We start from the raw sequence: 17,705 nt of genomic DNA on the forward strand, positions 1-17,705 counted from the left end.
TGCATCATGACGAAACCCTATCGGCTTGCCGGCTTGCTGGTGCTCGCCTTCATCCTTCCGGCCCAGGCGCAGGAGGCCCCCCGCAAGATCTTCCGCGGCACGATCGAGTCGCTGGATGGCAAGGGGCTCAGCCTCAAGACCTCGGACGGCCAGAGCATTTCGATCCATCTTGCGCCTGACTGGAAGGCCCGGCTGGTGGCGCCCATCAGCGTCGAGGCCATCCATGCCGGCAGCTTCATCGGCACGGCGCAGATCCCCCAGGCAGACGGTTCGGGCAAATCGCTGGAGGTCCATGTCTTTCCGCCCGGCGTCAAGAGTGGCGAGGGCGAGCGGGACTGGGATTCCAAGCCGGGCGCGCGCATGACCAATGGCACGGTTGGCGGCGAGGTCGTCTCGACCGCGGCGGGTCGGGAGGTCATGCTCAGCTTTCCCGGTGGCAGCCGCAAGATCGTGATCCCGCCCGAGGTTCCCGTCGTGCAGTTCAATGCGGCCGAGCGCACGATCATCAAGCCGGGGATCGCGGTTTTCGTCGTGGCCCAGCCCGACGGCAAGGACTGGCGGACAAACAGCGTCGCTACGGGCCAGAACGGCGCCGCGCCGCCGATGTGAGAAGAATCGGAGCGCGGACATCTTGTCCGCTCTTGGAACCGCCGAATGCAGGGCGAGAAGAGCGGGCAAGATGTCCGCGCTCCAAGGTAGAGCCTATATCTCGATCACCATGCCGTCTTCGGCAAGGTCGAACAAGGTGCGGTCGACCTTGTCATGATGGGCCAGCATGGTCGGGCCCATATGGGTGAGCACGACGCGTTTGGCGTTGAAATCGCCGCGGCGGGCGAGCAGGCGATTATAGTTGAGGTGAGGCGGGGTTTCCTCGATGGCGAAGCATTCGAGAAAGAGCAGGTCCGCGCCGTCGGCGATCTCAGGCAGGACTTCGGTCCATTCGGTGTCGCCGGAATGCACGAAGATCTTGCCGCCGCCTTCCAGCCGCACCGCGGTGGCCGGCGCGCCGCAGGGATGCACCACCTCGACGGTACGGATCGTGAAGCCCTGGGCTTCGCGCTGCGTCCCCGGCGCCATTTCCTCCACGCTCCAGGCAAAGCTCCAGGGCGTCTCCATGGTCGCCCCGGCAAACAGGGCTTCGATGGTGGTGGACAGGCGTTCGATCGTACCGGGAGGGCCGATGATGCGCAGTGAACGGGTGCGCTTGCGGACCCATTGCGCATCGAGCAGCAGGAAAGGAATGCCGCCGAAATGATCGCCATGCAGATGAGTCAGCATGATCAAATCGATCTGGTCGGGGTCGATGTTGATGGCGCTGAGCGCCGTCATCGTCGTCGCGCCGCAATCCAGCAGGCAGACGGTGCGGCCCTCCTGCGGGTCCTCGATTTCGACCAGGCTGGCGGTATTGAACCGTCCACCTGACCCGAATGCATCGCCGCAACCGATCACCGTCACACGCATGACAGGATCCCCTGCTGCCGGGGCATCGAGAACTGGGGGGAGCGAAGAAGTATCTGCCTCATGCCGAAGTCTGTTCTATTTCGATCGGAAACCTCGCAGGTCGGCGAGGCTTCAGCCGGGTGATGCATGTCAAGTCATCCACCGGTATGAACCGAAAAGTCCCGGGACTTCAACTCAAAGAAAGCAGCCAAAACCGGCGAGAATGGGCCAGGAGAGGCCAGCCCACGAAATGCCGAAACTGTCTGTGCGAAAACGCACAAAGCGGGCGTTTGAGACCCTGCAGTTCGATCAGGGGAGTCTGCCTGGCTCAGAACTTGCGTGCGGTCGGTTCGACCACGATGCGGAAGGGGCCGAGATCGGTGTTGCCGCGCGCATCGACATGGCCCTTGACGGAGGAGCCGAAGCCGCTCTGCTGGCCGAGGCCGCTCTGCTTCCTGAAGCCGTAATCGGCCCTGAACTCGCCGCCGACCCTGATGCACATGCCGGTATCGGCCGAATAGACGAACCCTTCGCCATACTGACTGCAGCGGGGATCCGTTTTCTCGCCGGCAAAGCCAGGTGCCGTGAAGGCAAACACGGCAATGGCGGCGCTGATCGTCCTGAACATGAATAGGCTCCTAAAGCGTTTTGCGATTTGGCGGAATCACCGACATTCGCAAAGACGCGTCGAAACAAAAATTAGAGCACAGCAGGCATTTTTACCGAGACATACCCGACTCTAGCATCGACTCAGGCCTAGCGCCCGATCGTGACCACTTCGCGGCAAAGCTTTTGCGGGTGGAACACGAGATGTAACGGTTTGTTACATTTCGTCGTCGTCCCGCCCTATCTGTATCATCAAGCGCAGCTCACGCCTTGTCGGTGACACCAGCCTGAGCGAAGGTCGCCATGCCGGTATGGCAGGCAAGAGCTGCTTTGATGAGAGACACCGCCAGGGCAGCGCCGGATGCTTCGCCGAGTCGCATGCCCAGATCAAGCAGGGGCTTCTTGCCGAGACGAACCAGTACATCGGCATGGGCTCCCTCGGCGGAGACATGCCCGGCGATGCAGTGGTCCAGCAAGGCGGGATCCATGGCATGGAGGATGGCCGCGGCGGCGCAGACGACATAGCCGTCCAGCACTACCGGCACGCGCTGGCTGCGGGCCGCCAGGATGGCGCCGGCCATCGCCGCGACTTCGCGGCCACCGAGACGCCGCAGCACTTCGAGCGGGTCCTTGAGATGGTCGCGGTGAAACTCGACCGCGGCGGAGACAGCCGCGATCTTGCGGGCCAGGCCGGCATCGTCGATGCCCGTGCCGCGGCCGACCCAATGGGCTGCCTCCTCGCCGTAGAGAGCATGGTAGATGGCGGCGGCGATCGTGGTGTTGCCGATGCCCATCTCACCCAGAACCAGCAGGTCGATGCCGCCGGAAACCGCCTCCATGCCGAAAGCCATGGTGGCCGCGCAGGCTTTTTCGTCGAGGGCGGCTTCGCAGGTGATGTCGCCGGTGGGGATATCCAGAGCGAGATCGAACACTTTGAGGCCGATGTCGAATGTCGAGCAGATCTGGTTGATCGCGGCGCCCCCGGCGGCGAAATTCTCCAGCATCTGGCGCGTGACTTCCTGCGGATAGGGCGAAACGCCGCGGGCGACCACGCCGTGATTGCCCGCAAAGATCGCCACCAGGGGCCGCGAGACCGTGGGAGAGGGCGTGGCCTGCACGGCGGCGAGCCATTCGACGATGGTCTCCAGCCGACCGAGGCTGCCCGGCGGCTTGGTCAATTGGCTGTCGCGCTGCTTCACCCCTGCCACGGCGTTGTCGTCGAGGGCGGGCATGTTGCGGGCAAGCTCGCGTATGTCGTCGAAGGGCAGGGCGGTGCCGGCAAAAGCCATTGGGATGTTCCAGCGCAGGAGAAATGATTTGCCGCGCTTATAGACCGATGGCTGCGAGGCGGAAAGGTCGTGTGACGACGGTTGATACCCCGGCGTCGACACGGGAGGCGGTGCAAGGAAAAGCCGCAGGGGTCATCGCACCGTTGATTTGATGTGCGCCAGCATGGCATGCAGGTCATCGCCATGATGCATTCATCGCTTTTCGCCAGCATTCCGCAGGCTCTGCGCTTTTGGTCGCGCCTTCCGGTGCCCGTCCTGTCCTTCGAAGTCGATCCGCATGGTCGGCCTGATATGGAGCGGCTGGCGCCGGTCACGCCGTTGGCAGGCGCCGTGCTCGGCCTGGCTGCCGCCATCGTGCTGGCCATCGCCCATCTTGCCGGCTTGCCCGCAACGGTTGCCGCCATCTTCGCAGTCGCCGCCCTGGCCGTGATGACCGGCGCCATGCATGAGGACGGACTTGCGGATGTCGCGGATGGATTCGGCGGTGGCGGCACGCTGGAGCGCAAGCTCGAAATCATGCGTGATTCGCGCATCGGCGCCTATGGAGCGACGGCCCTGATGCTGGCCCTCGCCGCCCGGGTGTCGTTGCTCGCCTCCTTGCTGACGGCGACGGGCAGCGTCTGGCGCGCGGGCCTGATCTTGGCCGCTGCCGTCGGTGTTTCCCGTATCGTGGGGCTTTTGCCGCTGGTTTTGCTGGGGGCGGCGCGCCGGGACGGCGCCGGTGCCTCGGTGGGCCGTTTGACCAGCCATGCCTGGCGCTCGGGAGCCGTCCCTGCCATGGTCGTGGCGGCTCTCCTGGCTTGGGCCGGAACCGGCCATTTCATGTCGGTTCTCGCGCCTTTGGTCGGGCTTGCGGCGGCCTATGCTGTCACCAGGCTGGCGGAGCGGCAGATCGGCGGACAGACCGGCGACGTTTGCGGTGCCGCCGTGATGCTTGCCGAAGTGGCGGTTCTGGCAGGTGCTCTGGCGCCGCTGGGCTGGTATGCCTAGATTACTCGATATCGCGCTATCTGGATTGTGAACGCCATGCAGATCACCTCCACGCCATGCATCGCCATTTGCCGCATCGAGGCGGCGAGCGGCTTTTGCATCGGTTGCGGACGCTCCGGCCTGGAAATCGGCCGCTGGGTAGAGATGAGCGAGGAGGACCGCTTGGCGCTGATGGCGAGATTGCCGGAGCGTTTCGCGCAAACGCCGGCCTTGCAGGCCGCCCGCGATGCTTTCGACGCTGCGATGGCGGCGCGCAGGCGGACCGGGCGGCGCAACCGCGCATGAATGCCACATTTGAAGGGCTGAACTCTTTTGTGCTTCGAGGTGCCGCTGCGATTGCTGGTGATTCCGCCAAATCGCCAGACATTTCGGGGAATCATCGAGGAGACGGCATGACGCGGATCGGCACTTTCATCTTGGCTGTCGCCCTCGTCGCCTTTGCCGGCAGCACTGTCTCGGCCAGGGAGTGGAAATCGATCCGCATCGCCACCGAAGGCGAATATCCACCCTTCAACCAGCTCGATGCCAAGGATCAGCCCATCGGTTTCGATATCGATATCGCCAAGGCGCTCTGCCAGAAGATGGGAGCGACCTGCAGTTTCGAAGTCCTCGATTGGGACGCCCTGATTCCGTCCTTGAACGCGGGCAAGGTCGACGCCATCGTCTCGTCCATGGCGATCACGCCGGAGCGCCGGCGACAGGTGGCTTTCACCAATCGCTATTATGACCGGCCCACCAGTTTCGTGGCCCGCAAGGATAGCAAGATCGCCGCCTGGGACGCTGCGCGATTGAAGGACAAGGTGGTCGGTGTGATGGCCAACACGGCGCAGGCCGCCTTCCTGCAGGCGGAGATCCAGGCGGGAGGCGCCCAGATCAAGCTTTATGGCAGCCAGGCCGAGGCCAATGCCGATCTGGTGACCGGGCGGCTCGATGCGGTGCTTGCCGACAAGCTGGCGTTGGCCGGCTGGCTGGCCAAGCCCGAAAGCATTTGCTGCGAGCTCAAGGCCGACGTCGACGTGGCTGATTATCCCAGCTTCTTCGGCGAGGGCGAGGGCATTGCCTTGCGCAAGAGCGATGGGGATCTCGTCGAAAAATTCAACAAGGCGATTGCCGATATCGTCGCCGATGGTACCTACAAGACAATCAACGACAAATATTTCCCCTTCTCGATCTATTGAACCTGGCAGCTGTTGGAAGCGCTGGGATAAAGGAGTTCTGCGATGAAAGTGGCGTTTCTCGGCCTTGGCGTGATGGGCTTTCCAATGGCGGGCCATCTGGCCGTACGCGGCGGTCATCAGGTCACCGTCTATAATCGCACGCCCGCCAAGGCACAGGCCTGGGTGGAAAAATACGGCAACGCTTCCGCGCCGACGCCGGCCGAAGCGGCTGCGGACGCCGACATCGTCTTTGCCTGCGTGGGCAATGACGATGACCTGCGCTCGGTGACGACGGGTCCGCAAGGCGCCTTTTCCGGCATGAAGAAGGGGGCGGTTTTCGTCGACCACACCACCGCCTCGGCCGAGGTCGCGCGCGAATTGTACGAAGCGGCCGGCAAGCTCGGCCTCGGCTTCATCGATGCCCCGGTTTCGGGCGGGCAGGCCGGCGCGGAAAACGGTGCGCTTGGCGTGATGTGCGGCGGCGATGCCGATGTCTATGCCCGGGCTGAGCCGGTGATCGCCCACTATGCCAAGGCTTGCCAGCTCATGGGGCCCTCGGGCGCCGGTCAATTGACCAAGATGGTCAATCAGATCTGCATCGCCGGGCTGGTACAGGGCCTCTCCGAGGGCGTCCATTTCGCCAACAAGGCCGGGCTCGACCTCGAAAAGGTGATCGGTGTGATCTCGAAGGGGGCCGCGCAATCCTGGCAGATGGAAAACCGCTGGAAGCCGATGCAGGAAGGCAAGTTCGATTTCGGCTTCGCGGTCGACTGGATGCGCAAGGATCTGGGCATCTGCCTGGATACCGCACGGGCGAATGGCGCCCAATTGCCGGTGACGGCACTGGTCGACCAGTTCTATGCGGAGGTCCAGGCCATGGGCGGCCGGCGCTGGGATACCTGCAGCCTCGTCGCCCGGCTCGAAAAGCAGCGCAGCTGAATCAGGCGATGATGGGAAAGCCGCATTCATGAAGACCCTCGAGGATATGGGCTCGCCGTCAGGTTTCGACGGCGAGCCGGACTACAATGCCGAGACCGACGAGGAGGAAGGCAAGCTCTATGAAAGCCTGATGCTGGCGACGTCATCCGGTCTCGACGAGGCCGTGGCAGCCCTCACGGCCTTCCTCGAACGCCATCTCGGTGCCACGGTGGAAACCACGTCCGAGGACGTTGCCGGTGTGCGCAGCTGGATGGGGCGATGCACGAATGCAGGCCAGTTAGCGGATGCTCAGCTAACGGATTTCGGCGACTATCGCGGCGGTTATCTGCGCCTGGTCTCCGATCTGGATGGCCTGCAATCCTGAGGGGCAGGGGCCTGACAAGGTGGCTCTCACTGTAGCCGGTCGAGGAAATGCCCGCCGAGGATTGTTCGCCCGGCAGCATTTTGATAAAGCCGTGCCGCTCATCCATTGCAATGACAGCCAGGAGCCGGACATGAAGGGCCTCAAATCGTCGGACCGCTAGGCCGCAACGACATGTCGATGTTGTTGCGGCGTTCTGTCCGATCCCGTCCGGTTTCGCGCTGAAAGGCAGACCGCCGCCGAATGTTTTCATTTGAGCGGATGTTTTGTCATGCCTGCCAAAAACCCCGTCTGGGGCTATACCCTGCCGTCGACCCTGCTGCTGATGGCACCCTTCGATATCCTCGCCTCCCTGGCCATGGATATCTATCTGCCCATCGTGCCCATCATGCCGGTGACGCTGGCAACCAGCGCATCGGTGATCCAACTGACCCTCAGCCTCTATATGGTGATGCTGGGCGTGGGGCAGATCGTCTTCGGACCGCTGTCCGACCGCATCGGCCGCCGGCCGGTTCTGATCGGAGGCGCCGCTGTGTTCCTCTTCGCTTCTTTGGGACTTGCGGCCAGTTCGAACGCCACCGCCTTCGTGGCCCTGCGCTTCCTGCAAGCGGCCGGCGCCTCCGCCGCCCTGGTGGCAACCTTCGCCACGGTGCGGGACGTCTACGCCGAACGCCCTGAAGGTGCGGTCATCTACAGCCTGTTCAGCGCCATGCTTGCCTTCGTGCCGGCCCTGGGACCGATTGCCGGGGCGCTCATTGCCGATCATTTCGGCTGGCGGGCGATCTTCGTCACGCTCGGACTGCTGATGGCGGCAGCCTTCGTCCATGCGGTATGGCGCTGGCCCGAGACCCGGCGAGCAGTGGTGGATGGCGCCCGGCGCCCCGCCACCTCGGTTCTCGGCAGCTATGCATTCTGGACCTATACGACAGGCTTCGGCACGGCGATGGGAAGCTTCTTCGTCTTCTTCTCCACCGCGCCCCGCGTGCTGATCGACAGGGCCGGCTATTCGCCCCTGGCTTTCAGCCTTGCCTTCGCTACGGCAGCCTTGGCGATGATGGCCGCAACGCGCTTCGTGCCTGGCCGTGTCGAGCGCTGGGGGCGTCTGGGTTGTCTCAAGCGGGCGATGGTGACGATCCTGGCTGGCGCCGGCTTGCTCGCTGCGGGCGAGATCATGGAGGCGCCGTCCTGGTGGAGCTTCCTCGCGCCGATGTGGGTGATCGCCGTTGGTATCGTCCTCGCCGGCGGTGTTGCCGCCAATGGCGCGCTCGAAGGCTTCGATGACATCGCCGGTGCTGCGGTCGCGCTCTATTTCTGTGTGCAGAGCCTGCTGGTCAGCATCGGCGGTACCTTGGCTGTATTGATCCTGCCGGGGGATACCGCCTGGCCGCTGGTCGCCTATGCCGCCGGCATGGCGGGCCTGGTTCTCCTGCTTGCCGGAGCAAAGCGCGAGAGGCTCTTGGAGGCCGACGTCTGAAATTCATCTGCGGGCTGAAGCATTTTGCTCCAGCCCATCTTGTTCCCGTCACAAAGGCTCTCTATATAGTCACTCAAGGGTGATTCGGCGGACGCGTCGGGTGCCTGATTGAAAGGCAGTCCTACCACGGATGTACTGGGGGATGGGTCGATCAAAATGAATAGGCTGGTGCTTCGCCTTCGGGTTTGATCCTGGTCTTTGTCGCAAGGCAACCCCGTCAGCAATGGCGGGGTTTCGTTTTTCTGGCGCCTGTTTTCTGGCGTCCCTGGCTCGGAACGCCGAGCGCTCACTCCTTGCGGATGAGGAAGAACCAGGCGAGATAGCCGCCGACCGCCAGGGCGATCAGCAGCATCACCGTCTGCTTGGTATCCGCGCTCAGGGCCGCGTCGCGCTGCGCCTGGGCATAGCGACTCGCCATTTCGGGATTGCTACCGACATAGATGGCGGCGATGCCGAGTATCGCGGCCAGTACCAGCCAGATCCAGCGTGAACGAAACAAATCAGATCCTCAACTTCAACTTGGTTGCATTCTCGGCCGGAATGCCGACGATTTCACGTTAAGAAAGCGCAACTCTAGAGCAAAGCGCGTTCATGACTGAACGTTTTTTGCTCGGGTTCCTTGTCCCGACGCGCCTTTGCGCTTCCGCCAAATCGCAAAACGCGTTGTCAGCGCCCCTGAAACTGTGGAGCCCGCTTAGCCAGGAAGGCCGCAACGCCTTCGGCAAAATCGTACGAAGCGCCGGCTTTGCGCTGCAGGGCTGCTTCCAAGGCCAGTTGAGTATCGAGATCATTACCGGCGCTGGCCAGGATCGCCTCGCGGATCATGCGAAAAGCGAGGGCCGGGCCTTGGGCAAGCTTGGCGGCGAAACCGGCGACGTCATCGCGGAAACTCGCATCCTCGAAGAGCTTGTAGACCAGGCCCATGCGCAGGGCCTCCTCCGCCGGCACCGGTTCGGCCGTCAGCATGAGGGCGAGAGCCCGCTTGGGGCCAATCAGGCGCGGCAGCAGCCAGGTGCCGCCGGCATCGGGGATCAGGGCGATCTTGGCAAACGCTTCCTGCAAGGTGGCGGAGCGCGCCGCCAATACGATGTCACAGGCGAGCGCGATATTCATGGAGGCGCCGACGGCCGGCCCGTTGAGCGCCGCGATGGTCGGCTTGGGCGACGTGACGATCTGCTTGATCAGGGGATTGTAGTCCCGCTCCAGGGCAGGGCCGAGATCGATGCCGCCCTTGTCGTCGCGCGGCAGGTCCTCGGTGAGGTCCTGGCCCGAAGAGAAGGCGCGCCCCTCGCCGGTGAGTACGACCACCTTGACGCCGTCATCGGCGATTGCCGCCGAGAGGGCCGCGCGGAGTTCGGCGTGAAGGCTTGCCGTAAAGGCGTTGAGCTTTGTGGGCCGGTTCAGCGTCAGGGTGCGTACCGAACCCACATTCTCCACCACCAACTCGCTCATGCCATACTCCCTGCTCAGGCACCCTTATCCAAAGCAGCCTCGATCGCACGCCGGCGCCGCATCTCGCGTCCGGCGGCATAAAGGCCGCTGAGGATGATCAATATCATGCCGGCGCCCGTCCACGCATCGGGCAAATCGCCGAACACCACAAGTCCGGCCAGTACGGAGAGCGCGATGGCCGAATAGCGGAACGGGCTGACGGCCGAGACGTCCGTACCGCGATAGGCTGCGATCACCAGGGCATGACCGCCGACCAGGCTCAGGCCGCCCAGCATCAGCAGCGAAAGGTCGGCAAGGGCGAGCGGCTGCCAGGCGGACACTGCCGAGCCTGCGAAGCCGGCCAGGGAGACGATGGTGGTGGTGCCAAGCGTCACCAGCAGGGTCGGCACGCTGGAGCCGATACGATGGGTGACCAGGTCGCGCAGCGCGGCCAGTACGGCACAAGCCAGGGTTGCCAGCACATAGAGGTTGAGGCCCTCCGTGCTCGGACGGGCAACCAGGATCACGCCGGCGAAACAGACGAACACGGCGGCCCATCGCCTGGCATCGACCTTCTCCTTGAGCAACAGGGCCGAAAAGGCGAGCAGCAGGATCGGCGCGATCTGCCCGATGGCGGTGGCGATGCCGAGCGGCACATGGCTGAGGCCGAGAATGGAGGCGAAGGCAACTATGCTCTCCATGCCGCCGCGAGCCGCGACCCGCCATTGCCAGATCAGGCGGAAATGGCGCTGAAGGCCGTTCGCCAGGATGAGGGCGAGTACGAAAAGCGTCGCGAAGACACCGCGGATGGCAATCACCTCGCTGACCGGCATGCGGGCCGTGGCGAGTTTGGCGACGGAATCGTTCACCACGAAGCAGGCCATGGCGCCGATCATCAGCACGATGCCTCGCTGATTGGCCCGCTGACGGCCGAGATCGGCCTCGGTGAACGCAACCGTGGTCATCAGGCGATGGCTTCCTGTGTTCGTCTCGATTTGACGAAGAGCAAAGCAAGCCCGCTCGCCACGATCATCACCATGCCGGTGACGGCGAGCCCGTTCGGTACTTCGCCCCAGACCAGGAAGCCGCCGATCACCGCCCAAACGGTGAAGCTGTAATAGTAGGGCGCCACGATCCCGGCCGGCGCACGGCGGTAGCTGAGGAAGATTGCCATCTGGCCGAGCGTGACGATGAAGCCCGACGCGGCCATGGTCAGCCACTGGTCAAGCGAGGGCGGCATCCAGCTCTCATGGATCAAGGTGGCGCAGCCGGTGGCGAGCGTCAGCACGACGGTCGTGGTGGTGAGGACGACGAAAGTGGGAATGGTGGACGGTGTGCCACGGGTGAGCAGGTCCCGCGTCGCCACCATCATCGCAGTCAGAAAAGCATAGAGCGCTGCGGCCGACAGGCCCGAGCCACCGGGCTGTGCCACCAGGAGGGCGCCAAGGAAGCCGGTGCAGACCAGGACGAGGCGGATCGCATTAATCCGCTCGCGGAAGATGACTGCAATGGCGACGATGACCAGCAGCGGTGCGGTCTGGCCGATGGCGATCGCATCGGCGATCGGCATGGCGGACAGCGCGGCCATGTAGAAGAAGGTGGCCGTCGCCTCGAGCAGGGCGCGCAGCACGGCGCGCCAATGCAACGCGCCACCGAGCTGGCGCACCTGTCCGGTCGCGATCAGCAGGAGGCTGCAGGACAACAGCCCGAAGAAACCGCGCATGAACAGGACTTGGAACGGTTGCAGGCCCTGCGCCGTGAGCTTCATCAGACTGTCGCTGACGACGAACAACCCTGTCGCGAGAACCATCGCGACGATTCCGGACCAGTGCGATTGTGCGGGTGGCATGGAGGCGCAATCAAAAGATCGCCGCCGGCAGGCAGCGGGCAATCAGGAGGGTAAGAGAATAATACTTACCTATACTTTGTCCGACGATTTGGCAAAGACAAACCGAGACAATCTCAAGAAAAGCGCCCGAGGTTGAACATGCCGAGGTCAAGGCGGCTACGGCCCGTGGTGGCGAGTTCGGCGAGGGCTTCGCCGATGGCGCTGGCGAATTTGTAGCCATGGCCCGAGCAGGGCGATGCGACGATGACCTGCTCATGGCCGGGCAGGGTATCGATGACGAAATGCTCGTCAGGCGTCATCGTGTACATGCAGGCCTTGAGGCCGAGCAGGTCGCCATTGGCGCCTGGAATGTGCTTGGCGAGGCAGGCGCGTAGCTGCTCGCGATGCCGGGGCGAGGGCTCCCGGGTGGGGGTATCGGGATCATAGGCCTCTCCGCCATAATGCGGCGAGCCGAGCTTGAAGCCCGGATGCTGCCAGAGCGGAAAGCCATAGAAATGGCCTTCGTCGGCTTCGAGCGTGAAAACCGGGAAATGGGCGAGATCGAATAGGGAGGGCCGGGCAGGGGCGAACCAGCCGAGCGTCTGCAGCACTACCTCGGTGGAAGGCTTGAGCGCGGGTACGAGATCCCCGATCCAGGCGCCGGGCGAAAGGATGAGCTTGCCTGCTTCGTAGCTGCCCTGGTCGGTTCTCACACGCACACCGCCGCCTGCGGTCGGCTCCCAGTCGATCAAGGCCTCGCAGCCGTGAATCTCGGCGCCGTGATGCAAGGCGAGTGCCGTATGGGCGAGGATGGCCCGCTCGGAAGCCACGAAGCCCGACTGAGGTTGGTAGAGGCCGATATGATTGCGATCGAGGGTGAAGGGATAGCGTGCCTCGATGGCATCGCGGTCGAGCAATTCGTGCTCCAGGCCGTGGGCCTGGCTGGCTTCGAGCGCCTTCTCGACGATGCCGCTGCCCTCATGGGCGATGTCGAGCGCGCCGACCTCGAAGAAGAGCGGCTCGCCGGTGAGCTTGCCTGTCTCGATCCACAGTTCCCGCGCGCGCTGCACCAGCGGCACATAGGCCGCGCCCTCGAAATAGGCGAGGCGCAGAATGCGCGTCAACCCGTGCGAGGAACCCATCGCATGGCCGATTTCGAATTTCTCGAGGCCGAGCACACGCACGCCCCGCTTGGCGAGCTGATAGCAGGCGGCCGATCCCATGCCGCCGACACCGACGACGATCACATCAAAGGTCTTGGACATTATGGGGGCCAAGTGGAAGGCAAACCGGCCGAGTCTTCAACCCCTGGAGCAAAGCGCGTTTGGACGAAAACGCTCTGGGAGCGTTATTCGCCTGGGACCGCCAGCATCCTGCCGGCTCTCCCTTCTTGCGGGGGTAACGTTTTCCAGGAGCCAGCAGGATGCTGGCGGGCGCAGGAAGGGCTTCACCCGCCCGTCACGCTCATATGCCTGCTAACAGCGGGCTGCTTGGTGCGCCGGTCGATGACAAAATCGTGTCCCTTGGGCTTACGGGTGATGGCGCGATCGATGGCGGCGTTGAGAAGATCGTTCGCCTCGGAGGCGCGCAGCGGAGCCCGCAGATCGGCGGCGTCTTCCTGGCCCAGGCACATATAGAGAGTGCCGGTACAGGTAACGCGTACGCGATTGCAGCTCTCGCAGAAATTATGCGTCATCGGCGTGATGAATCCCAGGCGGCCGCCGGTCTCGCGGACGCGGACATACCGGGCCGGGCCACCCGTATTATAGGGAATGTCATCCAGCGTGTAGCTGTCGAGAAGTTGGGCGCGCAGCACCGAAAGCGGCAGATATTGGTCGACTCGGTGCCCCGTGACGTCGCCCATCGGCATCACTTCGATGAAGGTGAGGTCCATGCCGCGGCCATGCGCCCATTCAATCAGGCCGACCGCTTCGTCCTCGGTCATGCCCTTGATCGCAACGGCATTGATCTTCACCGCGAGGCCCGCTTCCTGGGCCTTGTCGATGCCGTCCATCACCTTGCCGAAATCGCCCCAGCGGGTGATTGCCTTGAATGCGGCCGGATCGAGCGTGTCGAGGGAGACATTGATGCGCTTGACGCCGCAATCCCTGAGTTCGGCGGCGTAGCGGGCAAGCTGCGAGCCATTGGTGGTCACGGTCAGTTCGTCGAGCCGGCCGCTGTCGAGATGGCGCGAGATCGAGCGGAACAGCGTCATGATATCGCGCCGCACCAGGGGCTCGCCGCCGGTGAAGCGCAGCTTCCTGACGCCCTTGGCAATGAAGGCACTGCACAGCCTGTCGAGTTCCTCGAGGGTGAGCAGATCCTTCTTGGGCAGGAAGGTCATGTCCTCCGACATGCAATAGACGCAGCGAAAGTCGCAGCGGTCCGTCACGGAAACACGCAGATAATTGATCGCGCGCCCGAAAGGGTCGATCATCGGCGGCACATCCGCCATTTCATGATCATCCAGCACGTCCATACTCCCGGAAGCAAAGCGTTTTTGCGGAAATGCCGCTCTGCTCCAACTCCCTGTTTCCAAGCCAATCCGACGGATTGGCCAGAGCGCCTTTGCGAATGTTGCCGAAGCGCCGGATCGAAAAACGCTTTAGGGGCATGTCCCCTTTGGTATGTTTCTAAGCCGACAGCGGCCCAAACACCAATGATTGTCTACGGAAACTGCCATTATGTCGCAGAGATCGAACCGAGTGCTCTGACAACATGGGTTTGCTGCTTGCGCAGCATCCGCCTTCTCCCTATGTGGCGATCAGAACGAAAAAGGGAAGATGCCGTGAGCGAAGACGTCGCGAAGGCCTGGCCAACCGAATTGCGCCTGTCCAAGGACAAGAAGACCCTGACCGTGAGTTTCGACGACGGTCGGTCCCATGCGTTCAGCGCCGAGATGCTGCGCGTGATGTCGCCGAGCGCCGAGGTGCAGGGCCACAGTGCCGCCGAACGCAAGACGGTTGGGGGCAAGATCAATGTGGCGATCCTGAGCCTCGACCCGGTCGGCAATTACGCCGTACGCATCTCCTTCGACGACATGCACAACACCGGCCTGTTTACCTGGACCTATCTTGCGGAATTGGGCCGGGGGAAGGAGAGCCGCTGGGCCTCCTATCTCGCCGATCTCCAGGAGAAGGGCCTGTCGCGCGAAAGGCCGGGGCAGCGCTGAGCGAGGGCCTGCCGAGCGAAAGTCCGCTCGGCCTGCTGGAGACCAACCACTGCCCGGCGACACGGCGTTGGCCGGTGAGGGGGATAGTGCCTCGTCAGACGGGGTCCTCGCGATGGAGGTCGTGAATGGCCATGCCGCCCTCGGCGTCCACGGGCGGCAGCAGCCATTGGCGATGGCGTAGCGTGCGCTGGGTGTCTTCCAGCCCCATATCCCAATGCTCGCGCATCGAGGTGCCCGAGAATTCATAGTCCTTGGCGTGACCCTCGTAATTCTTGTGCTGATAGATCAGGTGCACGATGTTGACGACGCCGAGCCTGGCGTGGCTGTCGATAAGCGCCTGTTCCTCTGGCGTCAGCAGGTCCTTGGGCAGGCGCTTCAGCGCATCGATCAGATGAGTCTTGATGCCATGGATACGCTTGAAATTGTCGGTATTCTGCCGCGTCCGGCTCGAATACATGATGTCCTTGTGGCGCGAGAGCACGTCCGGCATGCTGCGCGGCAAGGTGCCGCGGGCGCTGAAGAGATCGACCTGGAACACCAACGAACTGCGCTCTTCTTCCTGGTCGAGCAGATATTGCAGCGGCGTGTTGGAGACGATGCCGCCATCCCAGTAATATTCGCCTTCGATGCGGATGGCGGGAAAGGCAGGGGGCAGCGCACCGCTGGCCATGATGTGCTCGGGACCGATACGAACCTGGTCGGTGTCGAAATAGATGAAATTGCCGGTCCGCACGTTGACCGCGCCGACACTGAGGCGCTTGCGGCCGTCGTTGAGGATATCGAAGTCGATGACCTCTTCCAGCGTCCGCTTCAACTCCGAGGTGTCGTAGAAGCTGGTGGCGCCATCCGCACCCGGGAGTTCGAGCCAGGGATTGGGCAGGCGCGGCTTGAAGAAGCCGGGCTGGCCCTGCGACATGGTGATCCAGGAACTGGTGCGGTTGCGGATGTCGCGGAACAGATCGCCTTCCGGCGTGTAGGCCCAGATCTTGCGGCCGGAGATCGTCTGCCAGAACTGCTCGAGCCGCTGCAGCCGGTGACGCGGCTCGTTGCCGGCGATGATCGAGGCGTTGATGGCGCCAATGGAGACGCCGGAGAGCCAGTTGGGTTCGCAGCCGGCATTGGCCAGCGCCTCATAGACACCGGCCTGATAGGCACCAAGCGCGCCGCCGCCCTGGAACACCAGAGCGATGCGATCATATTGCGCCGAGATTTCCTCGATGGTGGCGCGCGCGGCCTTGTCTCTGTTGCGTTCGAGCACGATGGAAAACTCCGGTCAGACAGGCAGGATCAGCGGGCGGTGGCGAGATAGTCGTGCACCACCTCGCCGAGACCGAGCGTGAGGTCGGCGACGAAATGCACGGCCGAGACGACTTCGAGCACCGGCAGGCGGCTGACGTCGGCCATCACATGGGCATGGAGTTCCAGCGCTGCCGGGGCCGTCCAGGCCTCCTTGAGCGTCACATCCGTGAGGTGGTAGAGCACGAGTTCGCAGATCCGCGGCGACCCGTCGACATGGGGGATGATCTTGATGAGGAAGTTCGGCGCGGCGAGCGAGTCCAGCACGGCCTGCCGGTCGGCAAGGCGATGCTTGTAGCCCATGGTCCCGGTCGCGCACAGCACGCTGCCATAATGCAGCGTCCCCACGATGACCTCGCCCTCATGCACGATCCTGGGCGTCGCCAGCTTCTTGGGAAAGCCCCACAATTCGCGCCCGCCGGCAATAGGGGCATCGTCGTCCAGATACATCGAATGCACATAGGCACCGTGCTGGCCCTTGTAACGCACGGGAATGACCTGCCCGGTCTCGGTGTAGTCACCGAAGCCGGTTGAATCAGGCATGCGGATGAACTCGTATTTGACCAGCGGCTCGTCGATCTCCAGCGGCGCGGGAACCACGGCCTCCAGCGCCTCGCGCGTCGTGCGATAGGTGATGATGATGTATTCGCGATCGAAGAAGCGGTAGGGGCCGGGCGGGAAGGAGGGATTGGTCAGCGGCATGGCATAGGCGCGCTTGACGACGTCGGCTTGGTCCACGGGATGTCCTTCATGAGAAAGCAGGGAAGGGATCGCCGCTATGTTGCACGGCAGCATGACAGGTCCGTGTCCGCCGCGCACAGGGCCGAACTGTAATAAGGGCGACATCTGGCCGTGCCAGCTTCCGGGCCGGTGGCACGTCGATGCCGCGCCTTCCCGCCTTCCTGTCTCATGAGATGAATATGGCCCAATTGTCTTCCCGCAATGCCCTGGTCACCGGCTCGACCAGCGGCATCGGCCTCGCCGTCGCCCGCGCTCTCGCAGCCGAAGGGGCCAATATCACCATCAACGGTTTCGGCGATGCAGACGCCATCGAGCATGAGCGGGCCGGCATCGAGAAGGATTTCGGCGTGAAGTGCCGCTACAGCGGCGCTAACATGATGGTTGGGGCGGAGATCACCGCCATGATCCATGAGGCGGAGGAAGCCTTCGGCAGCCTGGACGTCCTGGTCAACAATGCCGGCATTCAGCATGTCGCGCCGATCGACGAGTTTCCGGATGACAAGTGGGAGGCGATCACCCGCATCAACCTGATCGCCTCCTTTTATGCGATCAAGGCGGTGCTCCCCGGCATGAAAGAGCGCAAATGGGGGCGCATCATCAACACCTCGTCGGCCCACGCGCTCGTCGCCTCACCTTTCAAATCGGCTTATGTTGCCGCCAAGCATGGCGTGACCGGCCTGATCAAGACGGTGGCGCTCGAGGTTGCCGAGCACGGCATCACCGCCAATGCCATCGCCCCCGGCTATGTCTGGACGCCGCTGGTGGAAAAGCAGATCCCCGACACGATGAAGGCGCGGGGCCTGACCGAGGAGCAGGTCAAGCACGATGTCCTGCTGGCCGCTCAGCCAACCAAGGAGTTCGTCACGGTCGAAGAGATCGCGGCTGTCGCGGTTTTCCTGTGCAGTGATGCCGCCCGGCAGATTACCGGCACCACCTTGCCGGTCGACGGAGGCTGGACGGCGCAATAGTACGGGTCATCCC

Annotated in this window: 20 protein-coding genes; 9 read left to right on the forward strand and 11 right to left on the reverse strand. The window is 63.4% G+C overall.

Annotated elements, in window-relative coordinates; genetic code table 11:
* Window positions 1-6 precede the first annotated feature (6 nt).
* Complete coding sequence (locus tag ACZYTC_RS04400) at window positions 7-609, forward strand: hypothetical protein (RefSeq protein WP_454814747.1); 603 nt, start codon at window positions 7-9, stop codon at window positions 607-609.
* A gap of 93 nt (window positions 610-702) precedes the next feature.
* Here ACZYTC_RS04400 and ACZYTC_RS04405 read toward each other — a convergent pair whose 3' ends face one another.
* From ACZYTC_RS04405 to cobT, 3 genes are all read right to left on the reverse strand, one after another.
* Window positions 703-1,461 carry an MBL fold metallo-hydrolase gene (locus ACZYTC_RS04405; RefSeq protein WP_434957218.1) on the reverse strand — a complete coding sequence of 253 codons (759 nt, stop codon included), beginning with the start codon at window positions 1,459-1,461 and terminating at the stop codon, window positions 703-705.
* Between the two features lie 307 nt (window positions 1,462-1,768).
* A complete protein-coding gene (locus tag ACZYTC_RS04410) occupies window positions 1,769-2,068 on the reverse strand; it encodes a porin (RefSeq protein WP_434957217.1) in 300 nt (99 codons plus the stop codon).
* Between the two features lie 241 nt (window positions 2,069-2,309).
* The gene (gene cobT / locus ACZYTC_RS04415; RefSeq protein WP_434957216.1) at window positions 2,310-3,335 is read right to left on the reverse strand and encodes a nicotinate-nucleotide--dimethylbenzimidazole phosphoribosyltransferase; all 1,026 of its coding nucleotides are present in this window, start codon (window positions 3,333-3,335) and stop codon (window positions 2,310-2,312) included.
* A gap of 183 nt (window positions 3,336-3,518) precedes the next feature.
* Between cobT and cobS the strand changes: the two genes are divergently transcribed.
* The 6 genes from cobS to cml all read left to right on the forward strand — a co-directional run bounded on the left by cobS (window position 3,519) and on the right by cml (window position 8,256).
* Entirely contained in the window at window positions 3,519-4,325 is an 807-nt protein-coding gene (cobS, locus tag ACZYTC_RS04420) for an adenosylcobinamide-GDP ribazoletransferase (RefSeq protein ID WP_441771957.1), read from the forward strand.
* A 36-nt stretch (window positions 4,326-4,361) separates the two neighbouring features.
* Window positions 4,362-4,610, forward strand: a complete 249-nt coding sequence (locus ACZYTC_RS04425) for a DUF1289 domain-containing protein (RefSeq protein WP_441771956.1) — start codon at window positions 4,362-4,364, stop codon at window positions 4,608-4,610.
* A 107-nt stretch (window positions 4,611-4,717) separates the two neighbouring features.
* On the forward strand, window positions 4,718-5,503 hold the full coding sequence (locus tag ACZYTC_RS04430) for a transporter substrate-binding domain-containing protein (protein ID WP_488988999.1): 786 nt from the start codon (window positions 4,718-4,720) through the stop codon (window positions 5,501-5,503).
* 42 nt (window positions 5,504-5,545) lie between these two features.
* Window positions 5,546-6,421, forward strand: a complete 876-nt coding sequence (locus tag ACZYTC_RS04435; RefSeq protein WP_488989000.1) for an NAD(P)-dependent oxidoreductase — start codon at window positions 5,546-5,548, stop codon at window positions 6,419-6,421.
* A 28-nt stretch (window positions 6,422-6,449) separates the two neighbouring features.
* On the forward strand, window positions 6,450-6,785 hold the full coding sequence (locus ACZYTC_RS04440) for a hypothetical protein (protein WP_434957211.1): 336 nt from the start codon (window positions 6,450-6,452) through the stop codon (window positions 6,783-6,785).
* A 268-nt stretch (window positions 6,786-7,053) separates the two neighbouring features.
* Entirely contained in the window at window positions 7,054-8,256 is a 1,203-nt protein-coding gene (gene cml / locus ACZYTC_RS04445) for a CmlA/FloR family chloramphenicol efflux MFS transporter (RefSeq protein WP_488989001.1), read from the forward strand.
* Window positions 8,257-8,542: 286 nt separating this feature from the next.
* Here cml and ACZYTC_RS04450 read toward each other — a convergent pair whose 3' ends face one another.
* The 6 genes from ACZYTC_RS04450 to moaA form a co-directional block, all read right to left on the reverse strand.
* Complete coding sequence (locus ACZYTC_RS04450; RefSeq protein ID WP_149254465.1) at window positions 8,543-8,755, reverse strand: hypothetical protein; 213 nt, start codon at window positions 8,753-8,755, stop codon at window positions 8,543-8,545.
* A gap of 167 nt (window positions 8,756-8,922) precedes the next feature.
* Window positions 8,923-9,708 carry an enoyl-CoA hydratase-related protein gene (locus ACZYTC_RS04455; RefSeq protein WP_434957209.1) on the reverse strand — a complete coding sequence of 262 codons (786 nt, stop codon included), beginning with the start codon at window positions 9,706-9,708 and terminating at the stop codon, window positions 8,923-8,925.
* Between the two features lie 14 nt (window positions 9,709-9,722).
* Window positions 9,723-10,652: a DMT family transporter gene (locus ACZYTC_RS04460; protein WP_434957208.1), complete on the reverse strand. Its 930-nt coding sequence runs from the start codon at window positions 10,650-10,652 to the stop codon at window positions 9,723-9,725.
* The gene (locus ACZYTC_RS04465) at window positions 10,652-11,536 is read right to left on the reverse strand and encodes a DMT family transporter (RefSeq protein ID WP_434957207.1); all 885 of its coding nucleotides are present in this window, start codon (window positions 11,534-11,536) and stop codon (window positions 10,652-10,654) included. Before ACZYTC_RS04465 ends, ACZYTC_RS04460 begins: the two co-directional genes overlap by 1 nt.
* A 113-nt stretch (window positions 11,537-11,649) precedes the next feature.
* Window positions 11,650-12,780, reverse strand: coding sequence for an N-methyl-L-tryptophan oxidase (solA, locus tag ACZYTC_RS04470; RefSeq protein ID WP_488989002.1), 1,131 nt, complete (start codon window positions 12,778-12,780; stop codon window positions 11,650-11,652).
* 182 nt (window positions 12,781-12,962) lie between these two features.
* Window positions 12,963-13,970, reverse strand: a complete 1,008-nt coding sequence (gene moaA / locus ACZYTC_RS04475) for a GTP 3',8-cyclase MoaA (RefSeq protein ID WP_488989978.1) — start codon at window positions 13,968-13,970, stop codon at window positions 12,963-12,965.
* A 300-nt stretch (window positions 13,971-14,270) separates the two neighbouring features.
* Between moaA and ACZYTC_RS04480 the strand changes: the two genes are divergently transcribed.
* Window positions 14,271-14,687 carry a gamma-butyrobetaine hydroxylase family protein gene (locus ACZYTC_RS04480; protein WP_488989003.1) on the forward strand — a complete coding sequence of 139 codons (417 nt, stop codon included), beginning with the start codon at window positions 14,271-14,273 and terminating at the stop codon, window positions 14,685-14,687.
* 94 nt (window positions 14,688-14,781) lie between these two features.
* On the opposite strand, the gene ACZYTC_RS04485 is transcribed toward ACZYTC_RS04480, so the two are convergent.
* On the reverse strand, window positions 14,782-15,945 hold the full coding sequence (locus ACZYTC_RS04485; RefSeq protein WP_454814721.1) for a patatin-like phospholipase family protein: 1,164 nt from the start codon (window positions 15,943-15,945) through the stop codon (window positions 14,782-14,784).
* Window positions 15,946-15,974: 29 nt separating this feature from the next.
* Complete coding sequence (locus tag ACZYTC_RS04490) at window positions 15,975-16,721, reverse strand: acetoacetate decarboxylase (protein ID WP_488989004.1); 747 nt, start codon at window positions 16,719-16,721, stop codon at window positions 15,975-15,977.
* Between the two features lie 182 nt (window positions 16,722-16,903).
* Between ACZYTC_RS04490 and ACZYTC_RS04495 the strand changes: the two genes are divergently transcribed.
* Entirely contained in the window at window positions 16,904-17,692 is a 789-nt protein-coding gene (locus ACZYTC_RS04495) for a 3-hydroxybutyrate dehydrogenase (protein WP_488989005.1), read from the forward strand.
* Window positions 17,693-17,705: the final 13 nt, after the last annotated feature.

The sequence above is a fragment of the Labrys sp. F242 genome, assembly GCF_057813875.1.